The following is a 26,987-nucleotide window of genomic DNA, read 5'->3' on the forward strand; positions in this document are numbered from 1 at the left end:
GACCCTGCCCAGCAAATAGCCACCCTATTGAGCGTTCTTTTTCTCTTCTGATTTCAGGGCGTCCTTGGCTTCCCCGACCATTTCCTGGCCCTTACCTTCAACCTGCTCAGCCTTGCCTTCGGCTTCGAGCTTGCGGTTGTTGGTGGCGACGCCGGCGACTTCCTTTGCCTTGCCAGAAGCTTTCTTGCCGAGGCCTTCTGCTTGATCTTTTCCCATGGAAGGTGTCTCCTTTTGCGTGTGTAGACTGCATGAACAACAAGCGATCTGGCCCTGCCGTTCCCGGGATGGAATATTAAATTCCCGTGCTAGATGAGCCGCAGATGAGCCGACTACCGCCCCGCCCTGAGCTTGACTGGAAAGATGATGGCACGCCGCAGGATGTGCGGGTGGATGATATCTATTTCTCCCGCCAGAGCGGGCTGGAGGAAACCCGGCTTGTTTTCCTGAAAGGGTGCGGCCTTCCAGATCGCTGGAAGGGCAGAGGCAGCTTCACGATTGGCGAACTTGGCTTTGGAACGGGGCTGAATTTCCTCGCCGCCTGGCAACTCTGGCGCGAGACGCGTCCCTCAGGCAAAGCGTGGCTGCACTTCGTTTCCTTTGAAGGGTTTCCACTCGACCGCGAGGATGCTGCGCGCGCTCTTTCCGCATGGCCAGAGATCAGCGCGTTTTCGGACAAGCTCATCGAGCGCTGGCCGGAACGCGCACTCGGCGTCCAACGGATCGTCTGGCCGGATGACGGCGTGATGCTGACGCTTCATACCGGGGAAATCAGTGAAACCTTGCCCGCCTCACGCTTCGCGGCTGATGCGTGGTTCCTTGACGGATTTTCCCCGGCAAAGAATCCGCAAATGTGGGACAAATCCCTCTGGCCGATGGTGCAGCAGCGGTGCAGTGACGGTGTTTCTCTCAGTACATTCACGGTGGCCGGTTTCGTGCGTCGCGGCCTTGCTGAGGCTGGCTTCTATGTCGCCAAGGTCGAAGGGTTCGGACGCAAGCGAGAGCGGCTTGAAGTCAGCCTTTCGGAGGCCCCAAAACGCGCACCCGACATCTACGGGCTTCGCGCGCCTGAAACCCTTCCAAAGAAGGTTCGCATTCTCGGCGCAGGTATAGCCGGGGCGTGCCTTGCGCGGACATTTCTGGATCGCGGGCTCGAGGTCGAGGTGGTCGATGCGGCTGACGGCCCAGCGCAGCAGGCAAGCGGCAACCCGCTGGCGCTGATCATGCCGCGGCTTGATGCGGGCGATACGGTTCAGGCGCGGCTGCTGATCGATGCCTATCTGCGTGCGCGCCAATTCTATGCAGGCAGGCCGGGCGTCACTGAGACAGATGTCCTTCAACGCCCGAAGGATGAGCGTGAGGCTGAGCGGATTGCCAAAGTACTGGCTGACCCGCCTCTGGGGCTCGAGAATCTTGAAGCTGCCGCGCTCGGCCAGCTTCACAAGAGAGCGCTGATACTGGAGCCGGAAAAACTGATTGCGCACCTTCTCGATGGCGCCTCTACCCGGTTTGGCGAGACGCTGGATCTCTCGGGCCTCGACCCCGATGTGCCGACCATCATTGCGGCCGGTCAGGGCGCGCGCGCCCTGGTGCCATGGCTGAGGCTGACCGGGCGGCTTGGGCAAGTGGAGTTCGCGAATGTCGCCGTGGATGCGCCCCCTTCAGCAATTGCGAGCGGGCATTACGCGCTGGCCCTTGGTCAGACACGCCTCTGGGGCGCGACGTTCGACGCTTGGGATGGCACCGGACCGGAGACGTCCGAGGCGGCGCGGGCTGAGAATATCTCGGCGTTGGAAGTGCTGGACCCGTATTGGAGACAGGCCGCGAAAGCTGCAGAGCTTCAGAGCCGTGCGGGGGTGCGCGCGACGACGCCGGACCGCCTGCCGTTGATCGGAGCGGTGCCTGATGAGGCAGCAGCACGAGAGGTTTTCGAAGGGGCGAAACATGGTCAGACCATCGAAACGGACGCGCCGCTTGTCGATGGCCTGTTCATAGCAGGTGGGTTTGGATCGCGCGGCTTCACCTGGGGCCCATGGGCGGGAGAAATACTGGCCAGTCAGATCCTTCGCGAACCCGCCCCGGCGACTGGCCCCGCTCTTGAGGCGGTGTCGCCGATGCGGCTCATTCTTCGCGCCCTGAAGCGCGGGGGCTGACGGGCGCTTAGCCCTGGCTCGTAGCGGCGAAGACCAGCTGCAGACCACGCTCTGCCGAAGCTTCAAGCGTCAACTGGACGCCGCCAGCTTCGATGTGCAGTCCGCCGAGCATGCTGGCAGCGACGGCAGACGCGAGGATGAAGGTTGCACCGGCAAGTGCGAGCCATCCGCTGGTCTGGAGATTGCGTGTCATTTGAGGAGCCCCCTTGGCTTCAGTCGGTTGAGGTGCCGGCTCTATCCAGTGATACCGGTTTGGCAGGGAGAGGAGTTGAGCCGACATGTTCAGTTCTTTTCGAGATTGCGGAATTCGCGGCGCAGACGCCATTCATCCGAGGTGACACTGGCTTCGAGGTTCTGGAGACGGTCCTCCAGGTCCATGAAGGTGTATTTGAGACCGGAATAGGTCGTTTTCGGCCGGTCGGAGACGCCGCGCCAGAAAGCCTCTTCTTCAGGGGCGAGGTGCCCATAGGACTTTGGGGCTTTCGGCACGATCAACCACATGACGATGTAGGCGAGCAGCATCAGCGGTCCGGCGAGGAAGAAGAAAGCCGCGACGGTAAGCAGGCGCACCACAAGCGGGTCCCAACCATACCGTTCGCCGATGCCGCCGCAGACGCCTGCGAGGATCCGCTCATTGCGTGAGCGATAGAGGCGCTTTGGATTCGGCGAGCGAAACATCTCGTCTTCGTATCTGCGATGACGGTCGCGCCCGGAATGAGGGTGACGGTCAGAGTGGGTCATTAAACTGGTTCCTTATTGGTCGTAGGAGGAGCGCGGCTGGCGACTTGCTGGCGCGGCATCTTCCGGGTTGGCGTCTACGAGCTTCTCGAGGGTCTCGATGCGGCGCTCCATGCGTTTGGCGGAGCGCCAGAGGTCTTCGAGCATGCGCTCATCGTCAGGCTCGAGCGTCTTCTGTTTTCTCCAGAGCGTGATGTAGTGAAACACCATACCGGGGAAGACGATGAAGAGAGAGACGATCGCGATGAGGGCGATCAGAAATTCCTGATCCATGACTATCCTTTCTGGGCCCCGCCCCTTTCATCCATGGACTGGATGACAAGGCCGGGCACGATGATGACGGAGAGGATGATGCCGAGAACGAAGAGGGATGTCAGCATGACTTAGCCCTCGCTCTGGGTGGATTGCGTGGAAGACTGGCCGCGCGACTTCTTGAGCGCCTCGAGCTCTTTCTCGACAGCTTCGTCACGCTCAAGCGCGGCGAACTCGTCTTCGAGGCTCGGTTCACGGCCCTGGATGGTGTCGGCATAGGCTTCCATCTCGTCGACCTTGCGCTCAACATTGGCGTAACGCGCCAGCGCATCATCGACACGACCATCATAGGTCTGCGAACGCATGCGGATGCGTTGCTCAGCGGCTTCGCGTCGCATCATCAGCGCACGGTGCTTTGCCTTGGCTTCGTCGAGCTTTGCCTGAAGCTTGCCGAGATCGGACTGGTGCTTCTCGAAAGCGTCTTCGGCAGCCTGCATGGCATGCTCGCGGCGGTCGATTTCGCCGGCAGCTTTCTGCTTTGCGGTCAGTGCGCCGCGGGCAAGATCTTCACGGCCCTTGTCGATAGCAACGCCGGCTTTCTTTTCCCAATCGTCGCGGACGTTGGTGTAGTAGGCGATCTCACGTTCCATTTCCTTCTTGTCGGCCATGGCGCGGGCGGCCGCTGTGCGGACCTCAACCAGCGTGTCTTCCATTTCCTGGATGATCAGGCGTGCGATCTTTTCTGGGTTTTCGGCACTGTCCAGCATCGCGTTGATGTTGGAGTTGATGATGTCGCCGAGGCGGGAAAAAAGTCCCATGATTTTTTATCCTTTCAAATTCTCGTCGGTCGTCTGGGAGGAGACGAGATGCTTTTTACGGGTGGCTAGAAGAACAGGCCGCCAAGGAAGACGCCTGCTGCAAAGAACATCCAGCACTCGGCTGGACGGCTTGCGAGCCAGCGGCCGAAGCGGCCACCTTCTTCGCGGCCTTGCCGGTAGCGGGTCTCGTAGGAGCGGTCGGTCATTCTTCTGGTCCTTTCGGTTTAGGCGACGCCCATCGCCTGACTTGCCATACTCATTTCAAGGACCGTGCCAGTTCTTCGCTAACCACCTAAAACATTGTTTTTAATGGGAATAAGATCTTCGCACCGCCAATGACGTCATTGAATTTAGCTTTTTATACTAAATCTTTTAGTTGTTTTGACCGTATATTTAGCTAATTTGACTGCATGATTGGCGATACACCCCAGATAATCGGCGAGGCGCCGGAGTGGCTTTCCGCCCTGGAGCACGTCTCGCGGCTGGCGCCACTGGACCGGCCAGCACTCGTCATCGGTGAACGCGGCACCGGCAAGGAGCTGATCGCAGAGCGTTTGCACTTCCTCTCGAAGCGTTGGGATGGACCCTACATCAAGGTGAACTGTGCAGCGCTTTCTGACGACCTTCTCGACTCTGAGCTGTTCGGCCATGAGCGCGGCGCTTTTACCGGCGCGACAGAGCGGCGGACCGGGCGGTTCGAACTCGCCAATGGCGGCACGATCTTCCTTGATGAGATTGCAACGGCAACGCAGCGCGTGCAGGAAAAGCTGCTGCGTGTCATCGAATATGGCCAGTTCCAGCGTCTCGGCGGAGAGAAGGTGCTGGAGACGAATGTCCGCGTCGTTGCCGCAACCAATATCGACCTGCCTTCAGCCGTAGAGGCCGGCAAGTTCCGCGCCGACCTTCTGGACCGGCTGGCCTTTGATGTCGTGACCCTTCCGCCGCTCAGGGCCCGCAAGGGCGACGCCTCATTGCTGGCAGACTTCTTTGCGCGGCGCATGGCGCGCGAGATGATGGAGGATTTTCCCGGCTTTGCCCCATCGGCCATTGAGGCAATCGAAGCGCATGACTGGCCGGGTAATGTGCGTGAACTCAGGAACTTCGCACAGCGTATCACCGCGCGTGCCCTGGTGGTGCCCACAATTGAGCCCGTGCGCTTTGACCATGAAGCGCTGGACCCGTTCGCATCGCCTTTCAGGCCGCCATCGGTCTTGAAAGGGACGACAGACTCCCCACCTCCCGCGTCTCAATCCCGTCAACCTGACTTGCCGAAACCACAACTCGGAGCCCCTTTCGACGTCCAGACAAGGGTATTTGAAACCGCTTTGATCGATGCGGCCCTGGCAGCCCATGACGGGCACCAGGGAAAGGCCGCTGAAACGCTGGGTCTGACCTATCACCAGTTTCGCGGGCTTTTGCGCAAACATGATTATGGAAAGAAGCCGGGTAAGCCCGACACCGAGACAAGCGACTGAAACCCCGGTAAATTCATAAGAGCCGCAAGTTCGGCTCTGCCTGCCAAGGAGACACCATGCAGGGTTCCACCACATCACCGTCAACAGGCGCTGCGCCATCGGGCGCTAAGACGCCTGAGCCGGTCACTTTTCTTGGCCTTGAGTTCCAGCCGCGCACGGCCCGCCAAGCGGCGCGTTCTATTGCTGCAAGGGCGCTTGGTGCTGACAGCTTCTGGTATGTCGTGACACCGAATGTCGATCACATGGTCCGCCTCCAGCGTGAGGAAGCGCTGCGCACTCTTTATGATGAGGCAGACCTGATCCTGAACGACAGCCGTATCCTGGAACTTCTGGCCCGCGTCGAAGGCATCGACCTGCCCGCCTCTCCTGGTGCAGACATCGTGCAGCAACTTTTCGAGCGCGAAGTCGACTCTGATGAGCCTGTCGTCGTGATCGGGTGTACGGCAAGTGAGATTTCGGCACTGAAGGCCCGGTTTGGTCTTTCCGATGTGCGCTGGCACGATCCGCCAATGGGCCTGCGCAACAAGCCGGAAGCGGTCAAGGCCGCCGCCGAATTCATGGCGCGCAATCCTTCGCGGTTTCATTTCCTCTGTGTCGGCTCACCTCAGCAGGAAATGGTGGCGCTGGCGGCCAAGCAGCTTGGCAACGTACAGGGCGTCGGTCTTTGTTGCGGGGCAAGCCTCGATTTCCTGACAGGCCGCACGAAGCGGGCCCCGGAATGGATGCGCCGGTTCAGGCTGGAGTGGCTGCACAGACTGACCAGCGAGCCGCAACGCATGTTCAAGCGCTACCTGATCGATGGACCAAAGATTTTCGGGATCTGGAGACAGGACCGCAAACGGCGCAGGCAGGCGGCCTGAAGCCGCGCACGCCTTACTGGCCGGTGTCGAACTTGCCACCCTTGAGGATGAAACGGCGGTCGCAATAGCCGCATTCGACCATGTCGTCGTCGCCCATTTCGTACCAGACGATTGGGTGGCCAAGGGGGCCGTTGCCGCCGTCGCAGGCGACGCGGTGCTCATCGGTGAAGATCGTTTCCGGGGCTTCCGGCAGGTTCTGAGTGGCCATAGTTGAGCTTCCCCAATGTCAGCATTGCCCGTCAGGCGGTACGGCGCATAGGTAGTCCGTCATGAATGGCGGCGTCAATTGGATGAGACACCGCACCTTTGACCGGGAGGCCAGCCGATGAAACCGACACTCTATCACTGCCGCAATGCGCGTTCATTCAGGCCGCTCTGGGCGCTGGAGGAACTGGGCATCGATTATGACCTCGTCGTCCTGCCCTTCCCGCCGCGCGTTCACTACAAGCCGTACATGGACATCAACCCGCTCGGCACCATCCCGTTCTTTACCGACGGCAAGGCGAAGATGACCGAGTCGACCGGCATCTGCCATTACCTTGCCGAGACACATGGGCCGACAGACCTTGCCGTCCGGCCCGACGAAGCGGGCTATGGTGAGTATCTCAACTGGATGTATTTCTCCGACGCGACGCTGACCTTCCCGCAGACGCTGGTGCTTCGCTATGAGATGCTGGAGCATAAATCGCGCCGCCAGCCGCAGGTCGCTGATGACTATCGCATGTGGTTTTCAGGCCGCCTGCGCGTTGTCGACCAAAAGCTGGAGCATTCGAGGTTCATGGTTGCGGACCGGTTCACCATGGCGGATATCGCCATCGGGTATGGCCTGCTGCTGGCCAGCGTCCTGCCGCCGCTTGAGCCGTGCCTGACAGAGACCTGCAAGGAATATCTCGGCCGGATGAAAGACCGCCCTGCTTTCAAACGCGCACAGGAACGACAAAAACAGGCGCTGGTGGTAGAGGTCGAGGGCGACAGTCCTATATAGACGCTTCGAGCAAAACACGGAGAGCAGATGTCCGCCCCTGATTATGCCATCGAGGTCGAGAACCTTGAAAAGGTCTACGCTGCCTCTGGTAAGATGCCGGAAAAGCGCGCCCTCCAGTCCATCAGCCTGAAAATCCCGCGCGGCAGCATCTTTGGCCTGCTCGGCCCGAATGGTGCGGGCAAGTCGACCTTCATCAACATCCTGGCTGGCCTCGTGACCAAGACATCCGGCACGGCGCGTATCTGGGACATGGATATCGACCAGCATCCGCGCGCGAGCCGCGCCGCGATCGGTGTCGTGAACCAGGAAATCACCATGGACCCCTTCTTCACGCCGGAAGAGGCGCTGGAGCTACAGGCCGGTTTCTATGGCGTCCCGAAGAAGTCTCGCCGGACGGCAGAAATTCTTGAGGCTGTCGGGCTATCCGACAAGGCTGACGCTTATGTCCGCCAGCTGTCCGGCGGCATGAAGCGGCGCCTGATGATCGCGAAGGCACTCGTACACCGCCCGCCTGTCCTTATCCTCGATGAGCCGACGGCTGGCGTCGATGTCGAGCTTCGCCGCTCACTCTGGCAATATGTTCGCCGCCTGCACGATGAAGGCACGACCATCATCCTGACGACGCACTATCTGGAAGAGGCTGAAGAGCTCTGCGACGAGATCGCCATCGTCAATCATGGCGAGATCATCGCCTGCGAGCCGACGCCGAAACTGCTGGCGCGCATGGACCAGCGCATCCTGAAGATCCAGCCGCGTGAGCCGCTGAGCGCGGTGCCGGAGAGCCTGGAGCATCTCGATATACGCTTGCTCAAATCTGGCGAGCTCGAGATTGCCTATCGCAACAGCGAGACCGGGATTGGCCGCCTGCTGGAGAAAGTGCGTGAAGCAGGGATCAGCGTCGCCGACCTCTCCACCGACCAGCCGAAACTGGAAGATGTCTTCGTCGCGATGACGACTGAGGCGGCTTAAGTCTGACGGCTAGCCGAGGCGGCGCACCATGAAACCGGTGCGCGGGAAGTGCAGGTTCAGGGTTTCGGCCTGTTCGTCATGGCGGTGGATGATGATGCGGTCGGCAGTCGCGATCACGATCTCGCCTTCGACCCAGTCGCGGCCGTAATCGTCTGCAGCGACGGCGACGCGCTGGCCCGGCTCGAATGCCTGAAGCTCACCCTCTGTCTTGGCCGCCTTGAGGCGCGGGGCCGCGTTAAGCGCGATTTCAAGCGCCTCTTCACCGGTGATATCTTCCGGCGTCTGGCCTTCGATTTCTTTCATGCGCGCATACCAGTCTGCGGTGCGCGGAAAGGATTTGAAGCACTCGGTCAGGAAGTCCGGCAGTGCGCTCTCGATAAACCACGGATTCATGAAGGCGTGGACGTCGACGAGCCCTGGCTTCGTGCTGACCAGCCAGTTGCCAGCGCCGGCCCCCTGCCCACCAGCAAGACGCTGTTCCAGCCATGCCATCTGTGCGCGCCACTGGTCCTTCATCATCGGCACGACCGCCTTCATGGCGTCAGTATCGAACGGGCGGCCTGAAAGCTGCTCACGGTCTTTCTTGAAGGCTTCGGGCACCTGATCGCCAATCGAACCGAAGATGATGGCGACGCTGGTCTGAAACCACTTCCCGTCGGCCCAGGACCCAACGACATTGGAGAGGCCTTCATGGCCCGGGAGGTCCAGCTGGGGAATTTCGAACCGCTCTTCCAGTGCGCGAATGATCATTGCGCTGTCGAGGAAGATGTCCGCGCCGATCTGCATGACGGGCGTCTTGCGATAGCCACCCGTCAGCGGCATCAGCAGCGGCTTCGGCATCATGTTCGGAATCTCTACGGACGCCCAGGCGAGGTTCTTCATCCGCAGCGCGAGCCTGACTTTCTCCGAGAAGGGAGAGGTCTGGTAGTGGTGAAGAATAATCGTTTGCGCGCTCGCCATCTGCTTTCCTTTTCGCCGTCTGGCAGGCACCCTATTCCATCTGAGGGCTTGCCCGCCGCGTCCAAAGCGATTTCAAGCGGTAACGAAAAAGACGCAAAGCTCAAGAGGAAGTCCAGAAGATGCTCGATCCCGTCCTGATGCCGCACCTTGCCGATATTCCGCGTGTGCAATCGGAGAAGCTCGCCGACAAGCCCGCGATCTGGTTTGAGGGTAAGACCACGACATTCGCCGGCCTCGAAAAGAATGCGAACAGGGTTGCCAACGGCCTGCTCGCCGCCGGTGTGCAGCCGGGCGACCGGGTTGCCTATCTCGGCAAGAATATGGGCTGTTACTATGAGCAGCTTTTCGGCTGCGCCAAGTCGCGTTCGACCATGACCGGCATCAATAACCGCCTCGCGCCGCCGGAGATGAAATTCATCCTGTCCGACAGCAAGTCGAAAGTCCTGTTTGTTGCCGAGGAATTCTATGAGGCCGCTGGAAAAATTGCGCCTGAATGCCCTGAACTGAAAACAATCATCGCCATCGATGGCGGCCATAAGGAATGGCCATCTTATGATGAATGGATGGCGAGCCAGAGCGACAAGGCGCCCGGCCTCAAGACCGAAGATGATGACGATGTCATCCAGCTCTACACCTCCGGCACGACGGGCCTGCCAAAGGGCGTCATGCTGACCAATGCGAACTATCGTGCCGTCTTTATCGAGGCTGCCAAGCTTGACTGGGCCGCCTATGATGAAGGCGATGTCGTAATGAACGCCATGCCGCTTTTCCACGTGGCCGGCTGCAATATGGGCGTTCTTGCCAGCGCGCAGGGTGCGATGACGCTGATCCTGCGTGAGATCGACCCGGGCAAGATTCTCGACCTCGTCGAGCAGCACAAAGTCAATCATGCCTTCTGGGTGCCAGCTGTCATCCTGATGCTGTCCCAGATGCCGGGCGTCGATGACCGAAACTTCTCTTCGCTGAAGACAATTTCCTATGGTGCATCGCCAATCGCGGAAGACCTGCTAAAGCGCGCGGTCGACCTGTTCGGCGCAAAGTTCACCCAGCTTTACGGCCTGACCGAGACTGTTGGCCTTGGCACCTATCTGCCGCCAGAGGCGCACGACCCGAGCTGGGGCAAGCTGCGCTCCTGCGGTGTGCCTTATCCAACCTCCATCGTTCGCGTGGTGGACCCGGAGGACAATCCAGTTCCACAGGGCGAAGTTGGCGAGATTGTTATCGGCGCAGACTTCGTCATGAAGGGCTACTGGAACCGCGAGGAGGCCACCGAAGAAGCGCTTCGCGGCGGCCTCTTCCATACGGGCGATGCTGGCTATTTCGACGAGGATGGCTTCCTCTTCATCCATGACCGGATCAAGGACATGATCGTGTCGGGCGGTGAGAACGTTTACCCGGCTGAAGTTGAGAACGCCCTATTCAGCCACCCGGATGTCGCCGACGTCGCCGTCATCGGCATTCCGAGTGAGAAATGGGGCGAAGCCGTCAAGGCGATCATCGTCCTGAAGGAAGGCGCGACCCCGGACAAGGACGCCATCATCGCGTTCACGAAAGAGAAGATTGCTGGCTACAAGTGCCCGAAATCGGTCGACTTCGTGAAAGTGCTGCCGCGCAACCCGTCCGGCAAGATCCTCCGCAAGGATCTGCGCGAGCCTTACTGGAAGGATACCGACCGCCGGGTTGGCTAAAGCGTAAACCTCAACACGCTCATCTTTCGACCCCTGCCTTCGCTGGGGCATGCTTCGCTCTGGAGCAGTCCAGTGTATGACTAGAACCGGACGTTCGAGACAGGAGACCACTCGATGGAAGACGAACCGCACGGTGTGCATGACTTTGTCTATGATCCGCGAAATGCGGATGTGCTGATCTCGGTCAATGAAGACCTTAAGCACCGCGATGAAGCGACCGTTTCGGTGTTCGACAGTGGCTACCTGCTGGGTGACGGGGTGTGGGAAGGCCTACGCGTCAAGAATGGCGGTGTGGCCTTTCTCGATGAGCACCTGAAGCGGCTCTATGCGGGCGCAAAAACCATCGACATGGATATCGGGCTTTCGAAAGAAGAGCTCACCCAGCGTCTGTTCGACTGCCTGAAGGCGCAGGACATGAGCGACGGAGTGCATATCCGGCTGATGGTGACGCGCGGCATCAAGAAGACGCCTTATCAGGGCCCGCGCTTTACCATCACCAAGCCGACCGTCGTCATCATTCCGGAGTATAAGGCACCCGTGCCGGAAGTGATCGAGAAGGGACTGTCGCTTTTCACCGTTCATGTGCGGCGGACAGGGCCTGCCGAGCAGGACCAGAAGCTCAACTCGCACTCAAAGCTCAATTGCATTCTCGCCTGCATACAGGCTGACAAGGCGGGCGCGGATGAGGGGCTGATGCTGGATGCCGACGGATTCGTCGCGACCTGTAACTCGACCCATTTCTTCATCGTGCGCGATGGCGAGGTCTGGACGTCGCCGCCCGATTACTGCCTTGGCGGGATCACGCGCGGCAACATTATCCGTGTCTGTGAGGAGGCCGGGATTACGGTCCGTGAGAAGCGCTTCTCCCTGTTCGATGTTTATTCGGCCAATGAGGCCTTTGTGACGGGCACCTTTGCAGGCGTAACGCCGGTGCGCGAGGTGGACGGGCGCAGTATTGAGCATGTCGGCGGGCCGATGGCGAAGCGGATTACAGGGCTTTACCAGGATCTCGTCTCGCGCAGTCTGACGCCGATCAGATGAGTGAGCCTGTCCGCATCGCCATGTGGTCTGGCCCGCGCAATCTCTCGACCACGATGATGCGCAGCTTCGGCGCGCGGCCTGATACGGCCTGCGTCGATGAACCATTCTATGCGGCCTATCTCATTTCCACGGGCACGGTGCACCCCATGCAGGCAGAAATCCTGGAGGCGCAGGCGCATGATGGTGCCGTCGTCGCGAGGGAGCTGACCGAAGCGCCTGTGCCCGGCGGAAAGCCTGTCTTCTACCAGAAGCATATGACCCATCATATGGCGCCCGCCCTGCCCCGGCACTGGATGCACCGGGTGACGAATGCCTTCCTGATCCGCGATCCGGCCCGGGTGCTCGCCTCCTATGCGCGCAAGATGGAGACGGTGAACCTCGAAGCGATCGGTATCCCGCAGCAGGCCGAGCTGTTCGACCGGGTCTGCCAGATCAGGGGCGAAGCGCCGCCTGTGATCGACTCCGATGATATTCTGGCCGACCCGCCGGGGATGTTGCGTGCCCTCTGCGCCGCGCTTGGTATCGACTACACCGATGCAATGCTGTCATGGGAAGCAGGGCCGAAACCGGAAGACGGCGTCTGGGCGCCGCACTGGTATGACGCGGTGTGGAAGTCGACAGGGTTCGGCGCGCCGCGAAGTGAAAATCCGACGCTGCCTGAGGCGCTGCGCAGGCTGGCAGATGAAGCGCGGGAGAGCCATGAGGCGATTGCGCGGTATCGGCTGAAGCCGAAGTCCGCCTAAGACGTCTTCAATACCGCTTCCGCATCGCAAGGTGGTGTTCATGGCGGCTAGAAGGTGGTGTCTCGACCGCCATGGGTCCCAGCTTTCGCTGGGATGGCGGAAAGTGAGGCTTGGGCCGCATCTACTTCCAATACCCCGCCATCAGCGCTTTCGACCATTCCGGCTCGCGGATGTCGCCGCGTGGCAGAAAGCCTTCCATGACAGGTTTGATGTCGAGGACCGGGGTGCCGTCAATGGCGTCGAGACCTTCGAGGTAGAGCTTCAAGCCCTCCACTTTGAGGACGCGGCAGACGGTGACGCCTATCCGGTTGGGCCGGTTCTTGCCGCGCTGGGCGAAGATGCCGGTCAGCGGCCAGTCCTTATTGCCGCGCGGATGGCGCGCACCGCGCTCGATCTTCTCGTCAGGTACCTGGTCAAAAACGAAAATGACCTCTGCATGAGAGAAGGTATCAAGGCCGAAAAGCGCTTCGGGCGTGAACTGTTCGGCGTCGAGGTCGATGTGCGCGGGGATGGCATCCCAGCCATCATCGACAGGTTCAATGCGCTCAGACCTGACGGTTCCGATAGGGTGAAGGCCTATTTTACGTAGGGTCATGAGCGGCTTTCTCTTGGCAGGAATTCGCCTGTGTATAGACTGGTCTGGCTATACAAAAAACTGAAATTCAAGGGAGACCACCATGGCTGACGGTCAGGCATTGCCGCCATTTCGCCCCCTGCCGCAAAAAGAGCCGGACATCGAAATGGTCCGCAAGGATGACGGCACCATCTATCTGACGCCCCGCCAGTCGCCCGGCGATCGGCCGAAGACGATCCCGCACTGCCTTGATGAGCGCGCCGCTCAGCATCCGGACCGCCCGTGGCTGAAGCAGCGCGATCCGGAAACGGATCAGTGGCGGACTGTTACCTACGCGCAAGGCAAGAAGAAGGTCGATGCGCTGGCGCAGGCTTTCCTGAACATGGGCGCAGGGCCGGACGCGCCGGTCATGATCCTGTCGGGCAATTCAATCGAAAGCGCTCTGGTCATCATGGCAGCGCAGAAGATCGGCGCACCTGCGGCCCCGATCTCGGTTCCCTATTCAACCATGTCGACCGATTTCAACAAGCTGAAACATTGTTTCGGCGCTGTGCAGCCGAAGGCGATCTTCGTGCAGGATGCGGCGACATTTAAGAATGCGCTCGGCGCGCTGGGCGACCATGGCTGCACGGTCTTTGCCAAGACCGGTACGACGAATGAAATCCAGTCTTTTGACACGCTGGCAGAGACCAAGCCGACCCCGGCGGTCGATGAGGCCATGTCTAAGCTGAACGATGACAGCATCGGCAAATACCTCTTCACCTCCGGCTCAACCGGCATGCCGAAGCCAGTGCCGACCACGCAGGGGGCCATGTGTTCAATGCTCGCGGGACAGGAAGGCCTCCGCGATGATGAGCGCGACCCCGATTATGATCCGGACGAGGTCAACCAGGTGCTCGACTGGCTGCCATGGAACCACATTTCCGGGTCCAATGTGAACTTTAATGGCGCGCTTTGGAATGGCGCGACCTTCTGGATCGATGGCGGCAAGCCGACGCCGGACCTGTTCGGTGAAACGATCCGCAATATCCGTGAAGTCAGCCCGACAACTTTCGGTACAGCGCCGATTGCCCTGTCCATGCTGGCCGATGCGATGGAGCAGGATGACGACCTGCTGGAAGCCTTCTTCAAGAATATGCGGAGCATCGGCTATGGCGGCGCGACGCTTTCGGATGACCTCTATGACAGGCTGCAAGCGCTCGCCATCAAGGCGACTGGCAAGCGCATCCCAATCGTGACCATGTATGGCGCGACCGAGACGCAGGGCATCACTGTGGTGCACTGGGTGGTCGAGCGGGTTGGCCTGATCGGCCTGCCGCTGCCGGGCATGACGCTGAAACTGGTGCCAAACGGAGCAAAGCTGGAAGTGCGCGTGAAGGGCCCCAGCGTAATGCCTGGCTATCTCAATATGCCCGACAAGAATGCGGAAGTGTTCGACGATGAAGGCTTCTACAAGCTCGGCGACGCCGCAATCATGGTCGACGAGGATGACCCCAATAAGGGCATTGTCTTTGATGGCCGCGTCGGTGAGGATTTCAAGCTTTCGACCGGCACATGGGTGTCGGTTGGCACGCTGCGACCCGACCTGGTGGCAGCCTGCTCTCCGCTTGTCTTCGATGCGGTGATTGCCGGGCAGGACAAGGATTTTGCCGCCGCGCTCTTCTGGCCGGCACAGGCGACATTCATGTCCTATGTGAAAAAGGCTGAAGGCGACGCGCCAAAGGCCCTCGCGCAGCTGACCGCAGACCTCACCGAAAAGGTGAAGGCGTTCAATGCCGGTGAGAAAGGCTCCTCGCGCAAGGTCCGGCGTTTTACCGTGATGACCGAGCCGCCATCCATCGATGCGGGCGAGATCACCGACAAGGGCTATGTGAACCAGCGCTGCGTCATCGACCGGCGCGACGATCTGGTGCGCGGCCTCTATAGTGATCCGCCCGGGCCGGGCGTCATCACCGTTTAGGCGTGAGCGGCGAACCAGACAGACCGGACGGGGGCAAAGGCAAGACGATGTCGGGTGGCAACTGGATTGTGGCCGCCGCCTTCATCCTTGCCCTTGTTATTACGGCTGTGCTGTTCGCCTGGCCCTCTCTGACGGGCGGACAGATCAGGGACGAAGTTACCAGTCAGTCAGAGGCCGAGGCCGCGCTTGATGAGCTTGGCGAAGCCCCTCTGACACGCGCCTATTTCAGGAAACTCGACAGCGCCTTCCCGGCAGAGGCCCGGCAGCTGCGCGAGACGCTGCTGGTCGCACTCGAACGCGGTGTTCCTGAAGGCGAGATTGGCGTCTTGCTCCTGCAGGCCGGGAGCGAGCCTCTGATGCAGAGCCTTCAACGGCTTTCCAAGGCCGATATCCGCTATGCAAACGATGTAATGGGTCTGACCCGCGCGCGGCTGGAAAACCTGTCAACATCCGGGGCGCCCTACTGCATGGGCACCGACCTCGTCGCCTATGCGGAACTTGCCGAGCAGGAGGCTTACCTGCTCTTGCAATCCTATCTTGCGCCCGGCGAGCCGCTTTACGATTATTCGGTCGAAACACTCACCATACTGCTTGATGCTGTGATCGATGCGCGGATACGCCCACAGAACAGGGGCTACCCATCGCGCGCCGATATGAGCGCTTTGCAGACGCTGGGCACCGGCGCGCTTTTCGATAGCGACCTAACCTTGCTGCTGACAACAGAAGGCAAGAGCCGGCGGGAGATGAATGCAGCGCTGGAGACGGTGAATTTCTGCGATCTTGGTGTGCGCATGATCCAGCGTGTGGAGAATTTGCCAGAAGCGACAAAGGCGCGACTTTGGACGACCGGGCTCGATTATCTGGACCGTTACGGCATCCGGCGGATCATCTGGATGATGTCGACCTATTAGGGCCACCCATAAAAAACCCGGGCGGTGCGCGAAAAGGTGCTTCAAATTCGCGAACGACACGTCATTTTAAGATGATGGCCCTAGACGAAACCCTGCGCACCTTTCTGGACCGCTTCAAGCTTCCCGATTTTTCCAAGCTGGATCTGGTCCAGTCGACGGACAGACTGCGCAACAGCTTTTACCGGGCAAGCAGGTCGGTGGAGCGCGATGCGCCGGAACTTGCCGACATTTCCACCCTGGCAGTCGATGGCGCAGACGGACCGCTCAAGGCACGGCTCTATACCCCTCTTGGCGCCGGCATCGGCCCGGGGCCGGGCATCCTGTTTTTCCATGGCGGCGGCTTCGTGCTCGGTGACCTCGACAGCCATGACATGATCTGCCGGAGGCTGGCGGCAGGCTCGCGGTGCCGCGTGCTGTCCGTTCACTACCGGCTGGCACCGGAGCACCCCTTTCCAGCGGCGCACGAAGACGCGATGGCGATCTGGAACTGGGCCACGCAGCGCACGGACTTGTTGAAAATGGATCCCGAGCGACTGTGCGTGGCAGGCGATAGCGCAGGTGGCAACTTGGCGGCCTATCTCTGTCAGGAACTGAACCGGCAGGGAGAACCCGCGCCTTCGTTTCAGCTTCTGCTTTACCCGCTTGTCCAGTTCGTCGACATCAGAACCAAGAAACTGACCTTTCAGGAAGGCTTCTTCCTTTCAGAGCGGCTGTTTGACTATTTCCGCGACGCCTACATTCAGGCCGAAAGCGACCGGATGGACAGGAAAGTCTCTCCGCTATTTGCGCCGGACGATGATTTCTACGGTCTGCCACCTGCGCATGTCGTTCTGTGTGGCTGGGACCCTCTGAAGGACGAGGGGCGCGCCTATGCCAGCAAGCTGGCGGCCCATGGCGTACCGGTCACGATCCGCGAACACCCCGGCATGGTCCATGGCTTCATGAACCTCACCGCCGTTTCGCCGCCAGCGCGTGATGCCATCCACGAAGCAGGCGAAACGGTGGGGCGGGCACTCGGCGCGATTTAGATCAAACCGCTCGCCATTCGGCTCGATTCACTTTATTTGCGTCCTTCATATGAAGACTCCGTGGTCCAATTCGTCCCGGCCGCTAACCGTGCTGACACTGGCAATATTTGCCGGCACGCCCCTGCTTTCGGCATGCGACCGGCAACAAGAGCACCTCGACCGCGTTCAGGATATTGCTGAAGGTGTCAGCGAACAGGTGAACAGCCTTCAGGCTGACGACGAAGAGGAGAGTGCAGAAGATGGCAACGACAACTGAGCGCACTGCACGGCGCCACCACGGCGGACAGATTGGACTCTTCGTACTCCTCTCAGTCATTACCGCGTCCAGCGCGCTGGCTCTCATTCAGGTTCTGGGTCTCTAGTCTTCGGCAAACGACTTTTCGTTTCGCATGCGGAATAAACGCACAATCTGCCGTGGGCGGATCAAGGTTTATGTGTTAACAAAACCTTAATCCAAAAAGCTGCAGCATTTGATCAGTACGCGCTGCAGCGAGCCACGACCGGATCAGCGCCCGCATGAACAACGTCGAAAAGCTTCCAGTAAAAGCCCGCGAAGACGGGCTTGCTGTAACGCTGATCGGAACGGACCTGCCGGACTCCTATCTCGAAGAAGCCGAACCGTCGCCGCTGATGCAAACGGCGGAATGGTGGTGGGGCCGCGGCATCAAAGCCTTGAAGGTACTGGGCCTTCTGGCGATTGCCGCTTTCTATCCGACGCTTGTTGCAGGCTCGCATGACATCAAGGATGAGCCCGTCGTCCTGTCAGCCGAACGCCCCTGGACCTCTCCAGAAACCGGCATCATCATTACGATGATTGGCCGCGAAATCGCTGGGCCGGGCTGGGCCAATGACCGGCCGGGCTGGCATCCGCAGGCCCGTCTGACGGGGCTTCCCGCCTGGCAGGAGGCGTTATCCTCTTCAATGAGTGAATATACGCGGCTGATGTCGATGCAGGCGAAGACGCCGCGCGGGACAGCAGACCCCGACCTTTCGGCCGCCGCACGTTTGCTTGTCGTCGATCCGCAACTTGAACAGACGCCGCGACTTGCCGCAGCTGCGGAGGCCCTTGCGCGTTATGAAGGCCGACTGGAGCGCGACCTCGCATCCGACGCGACCGGTTTTGAAAACCTTCTCGACAAGCTCGGCCTGATGGCGAGCTGGTCCGACATTTCGGTGGCAGAACTTGGTGAGCAGTCGAATTTGCGCGATGGCTGGCCCGCATCCGAAGCAGACGTCCAGGCATTCTATGCCGCTCGCGCCCGCGCACAGCTTGCCAGCCAACTGATCACGGCAAGCCTTAACGCCGAACCGGACACACTCGTCAGCGAAGCGGTCCAATCGCGGATCGACAGGCTCGTTGCAGCTTGGCGTAAAGCCGCAACACTCGACCCTCTACTTGTGTCGAACCAGTCTGGCGATGCGCGCCTTATGGCAGATCATCTCGCGATGATGGCGTTCTATATCAGTGAAGCGGGACGGGCGACACGTGACCTTGGGGGCGCAATTATCATTGACGCTGAAGAACGCGCTGAAGCTGCGCGAACGGGTGCGCCAGCCGCGCAATAGTCTCTGACGCGCCGTATAGCGCACGGTGCTACACGGCTTGAAACAGGCGGCATGGACGTCCATCTCATTGGCGTTAGCAGACAAGAGAGTGCCGGACCTTCGATGTTCATACAGACTGAGCCCACGCCAAACCCCGACACGATCAAATTCATTCCCGGCGAGACCGTTGCCGGCCCTGTCGGTCCCTTCGATTTCGCCAGCGTTGAAGAAGCAGGTTCGAGCCCGCTCGCGCAGACTGTTTTCAATGTCGATGGTGTGACCCGCGTCTTTCTGGGCCCCGACTTCCTGTCTGTCTCGAAGGCCGAAGACTCTGACTGGAAACATCTTCGACCGATGGTCCTGGCGGCTATCATGGACCATTATGTCGCCGGCCTTCCTGTATTGAGCGATGGCGGCGCTGCGCCACAAGTCGACGCCAATGCGACCACAGCAGACGATTATGAAGGCGAAACTGCTGAGATTGTCGGCGAGATCCTCGAACTGATCGAGACGCGTGTTCGCCCTGCTGTTGCCCAGGATGGCGGCGACATTACCTTTCAGCGCTTCGACGCCGATACCGGCATCGTCCATCTTGCCATGCGGGGCGCCTGTGCAGGCTGCCCATCGTCTACGATGACGCTGAAGCAGGGTATCGAGAACATGCTGAAGGCCTATGTGCCTGAAGTGAATGCGGCCGAAGCCGCGCTGTAGACTTTCACGATCAAGGAGTTTCCCCACCATGTCTGACCCGGTCAATGATTACGCACTGGACCTTATCTGGCGGGAGGGGCGATCCTATAATGGTTGGCACGACAAGGATGTCCCGGAGACGCTGATCCGCGCCGTTTATGACCTTGCAAAGATGGGCGCCACCAGCGCCAATTGCTGCCCGTCCCGTTTCGTTTTCATTCGCACCGAAGAGGCCAAGGCGCGCCTCAAGCCGCACCTCATGGAAGGCAATGTCGACAAGACGCTGAGTGCCCCGTGGGTGTGTATCGTTGCGAACGACTTCATGTTCCATGAGAAGATCCCGCAGCTTTTCCCGCATAATCCCGGCGCAAAGGACTGGTTTTCCGATGCGCATGCGCGAGAGGAACATGCCATGCGCAATGGCTCCCTCCAGGGCGCCTATCTCATGATGGCCGCACGTGCGCTCGGTCTCGACTGTGCGCCAATGTCTGGCTTTAACCAGGACGGCGTCGATCTCGAATTTTTCGCCGACAAGGATGAGACCCATCACTGGCGCTCAAACTTTCTCTGTGCCATCGGCCACGGTGATGACAGCACCATCTTTGACCGCAGTCCGCGCCTCAGCTTTGATGAGGCCTGCAAGATCCTCTAGGCGGGGCATTTTTCCATGCTGACGCTCGGCATCAACACGTCAGGCCCGGCTTGCGACGTCGCGGTTTTGAGAGATGGGGCGTGCCTCTCGGAACGGCATGAGGAGATGGTGCGCGGACAGGATGCGCGTCTGCCTGCTATCGTGGCTGCATGCCTGGATGATGCTGGCTGCACGCTTCAGGACGTGGACCGGATTGGTGTCGTCACCGGCCCCGGCAGCTTTACCGGCATTCGCGTTGGAGTCGCCTTTGCGCGCGGGCTCTCATTGGCGCTGAAAGTGCCGTGTATTGGCGTGACGGCACTGGAAGCGGCACTGCCGGCCGGGCAGCAAGGCTCTGCAATTGTGGCGCTCCCCGCCAAGAGACGCCCGCCTGATCTTTCATACTGGGTACAGCGGTTCCGCACGGGCGCGGCGACGGGGGCGCCTGAAGAACTTGGCCTTGACGAGCTTAAAGCCGAGCTCAACGCCCATCCACACTTCGTCTATGGCGAGACCGATGGCCCGCTGGGCGGGGCGCTTGAAGGGATTGAAATCCACAAGGCGCACCCGAGTGCGCGTCGCACGGCCGAGTTTGCCGCTGATGCCAACAATGCCTCAACCATCGCACGCCCCATCTATGTGAGAGCGCCGGACGCCGCCCTGCCGGGCGGGCGCAAGCCCTGATGGCCGCCAGCGGCGCCATCACGATCCTGAACGAAGAAGATTCAGCGCGCGCGGCCATGCTGCATGCCCTCTGTTTCGACGCGGCTGGCCAATGGAGTGCCCGGTCAATGCGCGAGACATTAAGCGCGCAGACGACGCTTGCACTTGGGCATGGAGATGGGGATCAGTTGAACGGGCTGCTCCTCATTCAGCGCATCCCGCCCGACGCAGAAATCCTGACCATCTGCGTGCACCCGAACAAACGCCGGGATGGCATCGCGCAGAAGCTCTTCAATCATTCAGCCACACTACTTGGTCCCTATGGCATCGACCGGCTGATGCTTGATGTTGCTGACGACAATCTTCCCGCTATCTCTTTCTATGAACGCAATGAATTCCGGCGTGATGGTCGTCGCAAGGCCTATTACCGGCGCGAAGACGGCGCTGCTGCAGATGCGGTGCTAATGTCGCGCCCACTCGCTGGACACACGAACAAATCGGGGGCATGAACAGGCCATGGATCGTCTCGAAAAGCTTTGCACCGAAAAAGGGCTCCGGATGACCGAGCAGCGCCGCACGATCGCGCGCGTACTGTCCTCGTCCGATGACCATCCCGATGCAGAAGAGCTGCATCGCCGGGCCAACGCGCTCGACAATTCCATTTCGCTGGCGACCGTCTACCGAACAGTGAAGCTGTTTGAGGAAAGCGGCATCATCGAGCGTCACGAGTTCCGTGACGGGCGTGCCCGTTTCGAGGAAGTCCCCGAAGAGCATCACGATCACCTGATTGATGTGAAGAGCGGTGACGTTGTCGAGTTTCACTCTGAAGAGATCGAACGCCTTCAGGTCGAGATTGCTGAGCGCCTTGGCTACAGGCTGGTCGATCACCGGCTGGAGCTCTATGGCGTGCCGCTGAAAACAGACCAGTCCAACTAACTCCCGAGGCTGGCCCCAACGCCTGTTTTGTTGCATAAGCCCGCGGATGACCACCCCAACTTTGCGCCCAGAGCCCAAGCGTCTCTTCATCAAGACGTATGGTTGCCAGATGAATGTTTATGACAGCGAGCGTATGCGCGATGTGCTGCGCCCGCTTGGCTATCAGCCTGTCGACGGTCCGGAGACTGCTGACCTCGTTGTGCTGAACACCTGCCATATTCGTGAGAAGGCGACCGAAAAGGTCTATTCCGAGCTTGGCCAGATCAAGAAGATGAAAGAGGCCTCCGGCGGCAAGATGACCATCGCTGTCGCAGGGTGTGTCGCCCAGGCCGAAGGCGCTGAGATCATGCGCCGCCAGCCAGCTGTGGACCTGGTGCTTGGTCCGCAGGCCTATCACAAACTGCCTGAAATGGTCGCCCGCGCCAGCCGCGCGACAGGCGACCGGCTGGAAACTGAATTCGAGACGCTTGAGAAGTTCGACGCCTTGCCAAAGCAGCGTGAGGCGGATGGCCCTGCTGCGTTCCTGTCTGTGCAGGAAGGCTGCGACAAGTTCTGCACCTTCTGTGTCGTACCCTATACACGCGGCGCAGAGCTTTCGCGGCCCGTGGATGACATCGTCGTGGAAGCGCGCAGCCTTGCCGCCCAGGGCGTTCGTGACATTTCGCTGCTCGGCCAGAACGTGAATGCCTGGCATGGCGCGGCGCCAAAGCTGGAGGGCGGCGGCGAATGGGGCCTTGGCCAGCTTGCGCGCCACCTGTCGAAGATCGGCGGTATTGACCGTATTCGCTACACGACCAGCCACCCGCGCGACATGGATGACGATCTGATCGCCGCCCATGGCGAAGTGCCAGAACTGATGCCCTTTCTGCACCTGCCCGTGCAGTCCGGCTCTGACCGTATCCTGAAAGCCATGAACCGCGGCCACACGGCCGAGCATTATCTCGATATCATGCGCCGTATGCGCGATGCCCGCCCTGACATGGCGCTTGCGTCTGACTTCATCGTCGGCTTCCCCGGCGAGTCCGATCAGGACTTTGAAGACACGATGAATCTTGTCCGCGAAGTTGGGTACGCGATAGCCTATTCATTCAAATATTCACCGCGCCCGGGCACACCGGCAGCTGACATGTTCAGCCATGTGCCCGAAGAGGTGAAGGACGAACGCCTGCAGCGGCTGCAAACCCTGCTGAAGCAGCAGCAAACCGAGTTCAACGCATCCAAGGTTGGCGAAACGCTGCCCGTGCTTGTAACCGGCAAGGGCAAGATGGAAGGGCAGGCACATGGCCGCTCCCCGTGGATGCAGGCGGTTCACTTCGATGCGCCGGAAAGCCTTGTCGGGCAGATCGTGGATGTAAAGATCGTTGGTTCGACGATGAGCTCACTAACGGGTGAATACGCCCACGTGGTGGAGGCCGCCTGAGTTGAAAGGCACCGTCACCCGCCTCTACACCCCGGACAATCCAACGCTTCTTCCAGCGATCTGCGGGCCGCAGCATCGCAATCTGATGAAGCTGGAAATGGCGCTTATCGATGGGAAGTTAAAAGCTGACAGCCAGGGCGGCAGCATCCGGCTGACTGGCACGCAGGCCGCTGTCGCGGATGGAGAAGCGGCGCTGGCGGCGTTCGAGCGTATGCTAAAGAGCGACCCGTCTGCTGGCGAAGATGCCTTTGAAGGCGCCATCGATCAGGCCCGCGCCCCGGCTGAAAGCTATGGCTCGCTGACCGGTCTTCGCGTGCCGGTGATGCCCCAGACGCGCACGCAGGCCCAGTATATTGACCATCTCACCCGCGAAGGCCGCGACCTTGTCTTCGGCGTCGGCCCTGCCGGTACCGGCAAGACCTATCTTGCTGTCGCGGCGGGCGCCGCCGAGCTTCGCAAGAAGACCAAGGAGCGCCTCATCATTACGCGCCCTGCCGTTGAAGCTGGCGAGAATCTTGGCTTCCTGCCAGGCGACCTTGAAGAGAAGGTCGAGCCCTATCTCCGCCCGATCTGGGACGCGCTGAACGAAGTCCTCGGCGCCGACCATGTCGAGCGGATGCGTGAGAAGAAGATCATCGAAGTGGCGCCGCTCGCCTTTATGCGCGGGCGCACGCTGAAAAATGCCTTTGTCATCATGGATGAAGCGCAAAACGCCACCGTCGGGCAGACCAAGATGGTACTGACGCGGCTAGGCCGCGACTCGCGCATGGTCGTGACGGGTGATCCGGGACAGGTGGACCTACCGCCTAAAACGCAATCAGGCCTCGCCCATGCGCTGCGTATCCTCGAAGGCGTCGAAGGGACGGGTATCGTGCATTTCTCTGCATCGGATGTGCGTCGCCATGCGCTCGTCTCACGCATCATACGCGCCTATGACAAGGATGCTGCCCCCATCGACGCAAAGACGTCAGGGGCTGGATCGTGAGCATCGCGCTGGACCTGCGCATAAAGGACGCAGGCTGGACTGATGAGATGGAAGATCCCGAAACGGTCTGCCAACGCGCGCTAAAGGCAGCGCTCGCCCTTACAGGGATTGAAGGAGAGGTCGCGCTTCTCCTGACCGATGACAACGAGATGCATACGCTGAACCGGGACTGGCGCGGCAAGGACAAACCGACCGATGTCCTGTCCTTCCCGGCTGATGAGATGGACGCGCCATTTCTTGGTGACATCGCTGTTGGACTTGGTGTTTCGCGTGGCGATGCAGTCACACGCGGCATCAAATTGACCGATCACCTTAGCCACCTCGTCATTCACGGCTATCTTCACCTGCTTGGCTATGATCATATGAGCGAGGAAGAGGCCCGCGAGATGGAGGCGCTCGAAATCAAGGCCCTGTCCGGCCTTGGAATTGGCGACCCCTATGGCAGAGACCTCTGAGCTGGAATGAGATGACTGACACAACTGACCGAGAGAGACGGCGCCGCCCGCGACTTTTCAGATTCAGCCGGCGGCGCGAAAACGAAAAGCAGCAAGCAGAAGCTGTTACGGTGCAGAACGCACATCACACGCCTGCCCAGCTTCGACTGCGGCTTGCCGAGTTTGAACAGGGCCGTGTAGCAAATGTCATGGTGCCGCGAGCAGAAATTGTCGGCGTGGAACTCTCGACTGACCTTCCGACCCTGATCCAGCTCTACGCCGAAGAATCTCATTCGCGCCTGCCAGTCTATCGAGAAACGCTCGACGACCCGATCGGCCTCGTTCACATCAAGGACGTAGTTGGCGAAATTGCGCGCGGCGGCGAGGGGCTCGACAGGCCTCTGGAACGTTTGCGCCGCGATATCCTCTATGTCCCGCCTTCGATGAAGCTTGCTGACCTTCTGGTGAAGATGCAGACCAGCCGCATTCATATGGCGCTCGTCGTTGATGAATATGGCGGTACGGACGGCCTTGTTTCGCTAGAGGATCTCATGGAGGAGATTGTCGGCGATATCGAAGATGAGCACGATGAAGAACCTGCAATGGTCGTGCGGCGTGGACGCCACGCATGGGAAGTCGACGCCCGCATGGAAATCTCGGACTTCCTCGAAAAGACCGGAATGGATCTGGATCTCGGCAATCAGGACGTTGAGGTCGACACGCTAGGCGGCGTTGCCTTCGCGCTCGCCGGGAAAGTCCCCTTACGAGGCGAAGTGCTACGCCACCCTGTCGGCGCTGACATAGAAATCATGGATGGTGACGCCCGGCGAATTGAGCGCCTCGTCATCCGGCGTGCGACTGTTGAGGCTGGAGCTTGAGTGCTCGAGAGCAGAGCTACGGGCTGACAGCCCTCGCGCCCCTGCATCAGGGTGTCTCCGGTATTTCGGGTCTGCTCGCATTCCTGCTCTGTGTTGTTCTTGGTGCCGTCGCGGCGCTTGGCTTTGCGCCCTTCCATATCGCGCTTGCACTTATCGTCTGCGTGACACTGCTGATCTGGATGATGGACGGTGCCCGTAAGAAGGCACGCTGGGGCCGCGCCCTTTTCATGCGCGGCTGGGCTTTTGGCTATGGCTTCTTCCTCGTCAGCATGTACTGGACGGTGTCGCCATTCCTCGTCGATCCAGCACAGCATGCTGCCTATATCTGGATGCCGCTTGTCCTGCTGCCTGGCGGCATGGCGCTTATATGGGGTGCAGCTTTCTCCCTTGCGGGTGCTTTCTGGTCGGCATCGCCGTCGCGCATCTTTATTTTCACCGTCTTCATGGGGCTCGCTGAACTTCTTCGCGGCTATCTGTTCGGCGGCTTTCCCTGGAATATTTTCGGCACGACCTGGACCCCGGGAAGCTCATTGTCGCAGGCGGCCTCGCTGGGCGGGGTTTACTGGCTGACGCTTCTGACGCTGTTCGTTAGCGCCGCCCCCGCCGCCCTCGTCGATACGCGCGAGGTGCGGGGCTTGTTCGAGCGCGCCTTGCCCATCACCGCGGCCGTGATCCTTGCCAGCGTAGGCTGGGCGTGGGGCGCGCAACGTCTCGCAGAACCGTCCCAGATGACAGAGCAGCACGTCGTCCTGATGGACCCAGGCGTACCGCAGGCGGAAAAGTACAATGGTGGGTCTGACCGGCTGTTTCGCCGTTATCTCAACTTCCTGAAGCAGGTTGAGAGCGCAGATGATGATATCGTCGTCTGGCCGGAAGGTGCCCTGCCCTTCTACCTGCTGACCAACACATATGCGATCGACACAATCTCAACCTATCTCGGCAACCGCACGCTCATTGTTGGCTCAACCCGCCGCAGCCTTGAGGAAGACGACACGGTCTTTTTCAACAGCCTTGCGGTACTGGCAGCCGAGAACGGTCAGTCCGAACTTATCGGGCTTTATGACAAGCACCGACTGGTGCCCTTTGGCGAACTGGCCGCGACGGACATAATTCCTTTCGGCGACATGATGGCGGGCTTTCTTCCTGGCGCGATGCAGGAGCTTGCGTCCGCAGGGTTCACGCCGGGCGCCGAGCCGACTGTCGTTTTCCCACGCGATGTTCCCCCCTTCGTGGCACTCATCTGTTACGAAGCACTGTTTCCAGAGATTACCCGCAACGCAAGGCCACAGCGCGAAGCGGCCCGATGGATTGTAACCATTTCCAACGATGCGTGGTTCGGTCGAGGACTCGGGCCTGCGCAGCATTATGCCCAGAACCGCTACCGCTCCATCGAAAGCGGGCTGCCTATGGCGCGTGTCGCCAGCCGCGGTGCAACCGCGGTAATAGACGGCTTCGGCCGCGAAACTGCGCGAGGTCAGCGCATGCCAGGTGACCCCGAAGGCTGGGTCTCGTCTGTCGTGCGCGCGCCGCTACCAGAACCACTTGCGACGACGGCCTATCAACGGTTTGGCGCCGCGCTCTTCTGGCTCACACTCGCTGGTTTCACGGTTCTGGCCTTCTTCACCTGGCGGCGCTAGAAGCCAGCCAGAACCG

The 26,987-nt window shown here is 60.2% G+C and carries 33 protein-coding genes; 24 read left to right on the forward strand and 9 right to left on the reverse strand.

The features are described 5' to 3' along the window. Positions 1 to 24 precede the first annotated feature (24 nt). A complete protein-coding gene (locus D1224_RS06050; RefSeq protein ID WP_119379005.1) occupies positions 25 to 216 on the reverse strand; it encodes a CsbD family protein in 192 nt (63 codons plus the stop codon). A 104-nt stretch (positions 217 to 320) separates the two neighbouring features. On the opposite strand from D1224_RS06050, the gene mnmD reads away from it, so the two are divergent. Beyond that, a complete protein-coding gene (mnmD, locus tag D1224_RS06055; RefSeq protein WP_233350417.1) occupies positions 321 to 2,150 on the forward strand; it encodes a tRNA (5-methylaminomethyl-2-thiouridine)(34)-methyltransferase MnmD in 1,830 nt (609 codons plus the stop codon). Positions 2,151 to 2,157: 7 nt separating this feature from the next. On the opposite strand, the gene D1224_RS06060 is transcribed toward mnmD, so the two are convergent. The 5 genes from D1224_RS06060 to D1224_RS16445 all read right to left on the reverse strand — a co-directional run bounded on the left by D1224_RS06060 (position 2,158) and on the right by D1224_RS16445 (position 4,164). Then, entirely contained in the window at positions 2,158 to 2,343 is a 186-nt protein-coding gene (locus tag D1224_RS06060) for a hypothetical protein (protein WP_119379006.1), read from the reverse strand. Positions 2,344 to 2,432: 89 nt separating this feature from the next. Beyond that, positions 2,433 to 2,891, reverse strand: coding sequence for an envelope stress response membrane protein PspC (gene pspC, locus D1224_RS06065; protein ID WP_119379007.1), 459 nt, complete (start codon positions 2,889 to 2,891; stop codon positions 2,433 to 2,435). A 12-nt stretch (positions 2,892 to 2,903) separates the two neighbouring features. Continuing rightward, positions 2,904 to 3,161, reverse strand: coding sequence for an envelope stress response membrane protein PspB (gene pspB, locus D1224_RS06070; RefSeq protein ID WP_119379008.1), 258 nt, complete (start codon positions 3,159 to 3,161; stop codon positions 2,904 to 2,906). A gap of 110 nt (positions 3,162 to 3,271) precedes the next feature. Next, positions 3,272 to 3,958, reverse strand: coding sequence for a phage shock protein PspA (gene pspA / locus D1224_RS06075; RefSeq protein ID WP_119379009.1), 687 nt, complete (start codon positions 3,956 to 3,958; stop codon positions 3,272 to 3,274). A 65-nt stretch (positions 3,959 to 4,023) separates the two neighbouring features. Continuing rightward, on the reverse strand, positions 4,024 to 4,164 hold the full coding sequence (locus tag D1224_RS16445) for a hypothetical protein (RefSeq protein WP_182481899.1): 141 nt from the start codon (positions 4,162 to 4,164) through the stop codon (positions 4,024 to 4,026). 204 nt (positions 4,165 to 4,368) lie between these two features. Between D1224_RS16445 and pspF the strand changes: the two genes are divergently transcribed. Together pspF and D1224_RS06085 are read left to right on the forward strand one after the other, a co-directional pair. Beyond that, positions 4,369 to 5,433, forward strand: a complete 1,065-nt coding sequence (pspF, locus tag D1224_RS06080; RefSeq protein WP_119379010.1) for a phage shock protein operon transcriptional activator — start codon at positions 4,369 to 4,371, stop codon at positions 5,431 to 5,433. Between the two features lie 56 nt (positions 5,434 to 5,489). Further along, entirely contained in the window at positions 5,490 to 6,293 is an 804-nt protein-coding gene (locus D1224_RS06085; protein ID WP_119379011.1) for a WecB/TagA/CpsF family glycosyltransferase, read from the forward strand. A 13-nt stretch (positions 6,294 to 6,306) separates the two neighbouring features. Here the strand turns inward: D1224_RS06085 and D1224_RS06090 are convergent, their stop codons facing one another. After that, positions 6,307 to 6,501, reverse strand: a complete 195-nt coding sequence (locus D1224_RS06090) for a zinc-finger domain-containing protein (protein WP_119379012.1) — start codon at positions 6,499 to 6,501, stop codon at positions 6,307 to 6,309. A 117-nt stretch (positions 6,502 to 6,618) separates the two neighbouring features. Between D1224_RS06090 and D1224_RS06095 the strand changes: the two genes are divergently transcribed. Together D1224_RS06095 and D1224_RS06100 are read left to right on the forward strand one after the other, a co-directional pair. Then, entirely contained in the window at positions 6,619 to 7,278 is a 660-nt protein-coding gene (locus D1224_RS06095) for a glutathione S-transferase family protein (RefSeq protein ID WP_119379013.1), read from the forward strand. A 27-nt stretch (positions 7,279 to 7,305) separates the two neighbouring features. After that, positions 7,306 to 8,247, forward strand: a complete 942-nt coding sequence (locus tag D1224_RS06100) for an ABC transporter ATP-binding protein (protein ID WP_119379014.1) — start codon at positions 7,306 to 7,308, stop codon at positions 8,245 to 8,247. 9 nt (positions 8,248 to 8,256) lie between these two features. Here the strand turns inward: D1224_RS06100 and D1224_RS06105 are convergent, their stop codons facing one another. Further along, positions 8,257 to 9,207 (reverse strand): glutathione S-transferase, encoded by a 951-nt coding sequence (locus tag D1224_RS06105; RefSeq protein WP_119379015.1) that lies wholly within the window; start codon positions 9,205 to 9,207, stop codon positions 8,257 to 8,259. 119 nt (positions 9,208 to 9,326) lie between these two features. Between D1224_RS06105 and D1224_RS06110 the strand changes: the two genes are divergently transcribed. From D1224_RS06110 to D1224_RS06120, 3 genes are all read left to right on the forward strand, one after another. Then, positions 9,327 to 10,895 (forward strand): long-chain-fatty-acid--CoA ligase, encoded by a 1,569-nt coding sequence (locus tag D1224_RS06110; RefSeq protein ID WP_119379016.1) that lies wholly within the window; start codon positions 9,327 to 9,329, stop codon positions 10,893 to 10,895. A 114-nt stretch (positions 10,896 to 11,009) separates the two neighbouring features. Beyond that, positions 11,010 to 11,936, forward strand: a complete 927-nt coding sequence (locus D1224_RS06115) for an aminotransferase class IV (protein WP_119379017.1) — start codon at positions 11,010 to 11,012, stop codon at positions 11,934 to 11,936. Continuing rightward, the gene (locus tag D1224_RS06120) at positions 11,933 to 12,679 is read left to right on the forward strand and encodes a sulfotransferase-like domain-containing protein (protein WP_119379018.1); all 747 of its coding nucleotides are present in this window, start codon (positions 11,933 to 11,935) and stop codon (positions 12,677 to 12,679) included. The genes D1224_RS06115 and D1224_RS06120 overlap by 4 nt, the downstream gene beginning before the upstream one ends. Positions 12,680 to 12,800: 121 nt before the next feature. Here D1224_RS06120 and D1224_RS06125 read toward each other — a convergent pair whose 3' ends face one another. Continuing rightward, positions 12,801 to 13,274, reverse strand: a complete 474-nt coding sequence (locus D1224_RS06125) for an SAM-dependent methyltransferase (protein WP_119379019.1) — start codon at positions 13,272 to 13,274, stop codon at positions 12,801 to 12,803. An 82-nt stretch (positions 13,275 to 13,356) separates the two neighbouring features. Between D1224_RS06125 and D1224_RS06130 the strand changes: the two genes are divergently transcribed. The 16 genes from D1224_RS06130 to lnt all read left to right on the forward strand — a co-directional run bounded on the left by D1224_RS06130 (position 13,357) and on the right by lnt (position 26,971). Beyond that, on the forward strand, positions 13,357 to 15,213 hold the full coding sequence (locus D1224_RS06130; protein WP_119379020.1) for an AMP-binding protein: 1,857 nt from the start codon (positions 13,357 to 13,359) through the stop codon (positions 15,211 to 15,213). A 2-nt stretch (positions 15,214 to 15,215) separates the two neighbouring features. Continuing rightward, the gene (locus D1224_RS06135) at positions 15,216 to 16,124 is read left to right on the forward strand and encodes a hypothetical protein (protein ID WP_147372339.1); all 909 of its coding nucleotides are present in this window, start codon (positions 15,216 to 15,218) and stop codon (positions 16,122 to 16,124) included. A gap of 71 nt (positions 16,125 to 16,195) precedes the next feature. Beyond that, complete coding sequence (locus D1224_RS06140; RefSeq protein WP_233350418.1) at positions 16,196 to 17,152, forward strand: alpha/beta hydrolase; 957 nt, start codon at positions 16,196 to 16,198, stop codon at positions 17,150 to 17,152. A gap of 49 nt (positions 17,153 to 17,201) precedes the next feature. Next, on the forward strand, positions 17,202 to 17,408 hold the full coding sequence (locus D1224_RS16310; RefSeq protein ID WP_147372340.1) for a hypothetical protein: 207 nt from the start codon (positions 17,202 to 17,204) through the stop codon (positions 17,406 to 17,408). Beyond that, positions 17,392 to 17,514, forward strand: coding sequence for a hypothetical protein (locus tag D1224_RS16735; protein WP_267897076.1), 123 nt, complete (start codon positions 17,392 to 17,394; stop codon positions 17,512 to 17,514). Before D1224_RS16310 ends, D1224_RS16735 begins: the two co-directional genes overlap by 17 nt. Before the next feature lie 154 nt (positions 17,515 to 17,668). After that, positions 17,669 to 18,718 (forward strand): hypothetical protein, encoded by a 1,050-nt coding sequence (locus D1224_RS06145; protein ID WP_119379022.1) that lies wholly within the window; start codon positions 17,669 to 17,671, stop codon positions 18,716 to 18,718. A 102-nt stretch (positions 18,719 to 18,820) separates the two neighbouring features. Beyond that, positions 18,821 to 19,408: a NifU family protein gene (locus tag D1224_RS16795; RefSeq protein ID WP_119379913.1), complete on the forward strand. Its 588-nt coding sequence runs from the start codon at positions 18,821 to 18,823 to the stop codon at positions 19,406 to 19,408. 28 nt (positions 19,409 to 19,436) lie between these two features. Further along, a complete protein-coding gene (locus tag D1224_RS06155; protein WP_119379023.1) occupies positions 19,437 to 20,039 on the forward strand; it encodes a malonic semialdehyde reductase in 603 nt (200 codons plus the stop codon). A gap of 15 nt (positions 20,040 to 20,054) precedes the next feature. Beyond that, positions 20,055 to 20,702 (forward strand): tRNA (adenosine(37)-N6)-threonylcarbamoyltransferase complex dimerization subunit type 1 TsaB, encoded by a 648-nt coding sequence (tsaB, locus tag D1224_RS06160; RefSeq protein ID WP_119379024.1) that lies wholly within the window; start codon positions 20,055 to 20,057, stop codon positions 20,700 to 20,702. After that, positions 20,702 to 21,190 (forward strand): GNAT family N-acetyltransferase, encoded by a 489-nt coding sequence (locus D1224_RS06165; protein WP_119379025.1) that lies wholly within the window; start codon positions 20,702 to 20,704, stop codon positions 21,188 to 21,190. The genes tsaB and D1224_RS06165 overlap by 1 nt, the downstream gene beginning before the upstream one ends. 7 nt (positions 21,191 to 21,197) lie before the next feature. Further along, positions 21,198 to 21,617: a Fur family transcriptional regulator gene (locus D1224_RS06170; protein ID WP_119379026.1), complete on the forward strand. Its 420-nt coding sequence runs from the start codon at positions 21,198 to 21,200 to the stop codon at positions 21,615 to 21,617. A 46-nt stretch (positions 21,618 to 21,663) separates the two neighbouring features. Next, positions 21,664 to 23,037 (forward strand): tRNA (N6-isopentenyl adenosine(37)-C2)-methylthiotransferase MiaB, encoded by a 1,374-nt coding sequence (miaB, locus tag D1224_RS06175; protein ID WP_119379027.1) that lies wholly within the window; start codon positions 21,664 to 21,666, stop codon positions 23,035 to 23,037. Position 23,038: 1 nt separating this feature from the next. Beyond that, positions 23,039 to 24,022, forward strand: coding sequence for a PhoH family protein (locus D1224_RS06180; RefSeq protein ID WP_119379028.1), 984 nt, complete (start codon positions 23,039 to 23,041; stop codon positions 24,020 to 24,022). 47 nt (positions 24,023 to 24,069) lie between these two features. Continuing rightward, the gene (gene ybeY / locus D1224_RS06185) at positions 24,070 to 24,477 is read left to right on the forward strand and encodes an rRNA maturation RNase YbeY (RefSeq protein ID WP_182482250.1); all 408 of its coding nucleotides are present in this window, start codon (positions 24,070 to 24,072) and stop codon (positions 24,475 to 24,477) included. 110 nt (positions 24,478 to 24,587) lie between these two features. Further along, positions 24,588 to 25,334, forward strand: coding sequence for a hemolysin family protein (locus D1224_RS06190; protein ID WP_233350419.1), 747 nt, complete (start codon positions 24,588 to 24,590; stop codon positions 25,332 to 25,334). After that, positions 25,331 to 26,971, forward strand: coding sequence for an apolipoprotein N-acyltransferase (gene lnt / locus D1224_RS06195; RefSeq protein WP_119379031.1), 1,641 nt, complete (start codon positions 25,331 to 25,333; stop codon positions 26,969 to 26,971). The genes D1224_RS06190 and lnt overlap by 4 nt, the downstream gene beginning before the upstream one ends. Positions 26,972 to 26,987: the final 16 nt, after the last annotated feature.

The organism is Henriciella barbarensis, assembly GCF_003576345.1.
Lineage (GTDB): Bacteria > Pseudomonadota > Alphaproteobacteria > Caulobacterales > Hyphomonadaceae > Henriciella > Henriciella barbarensis.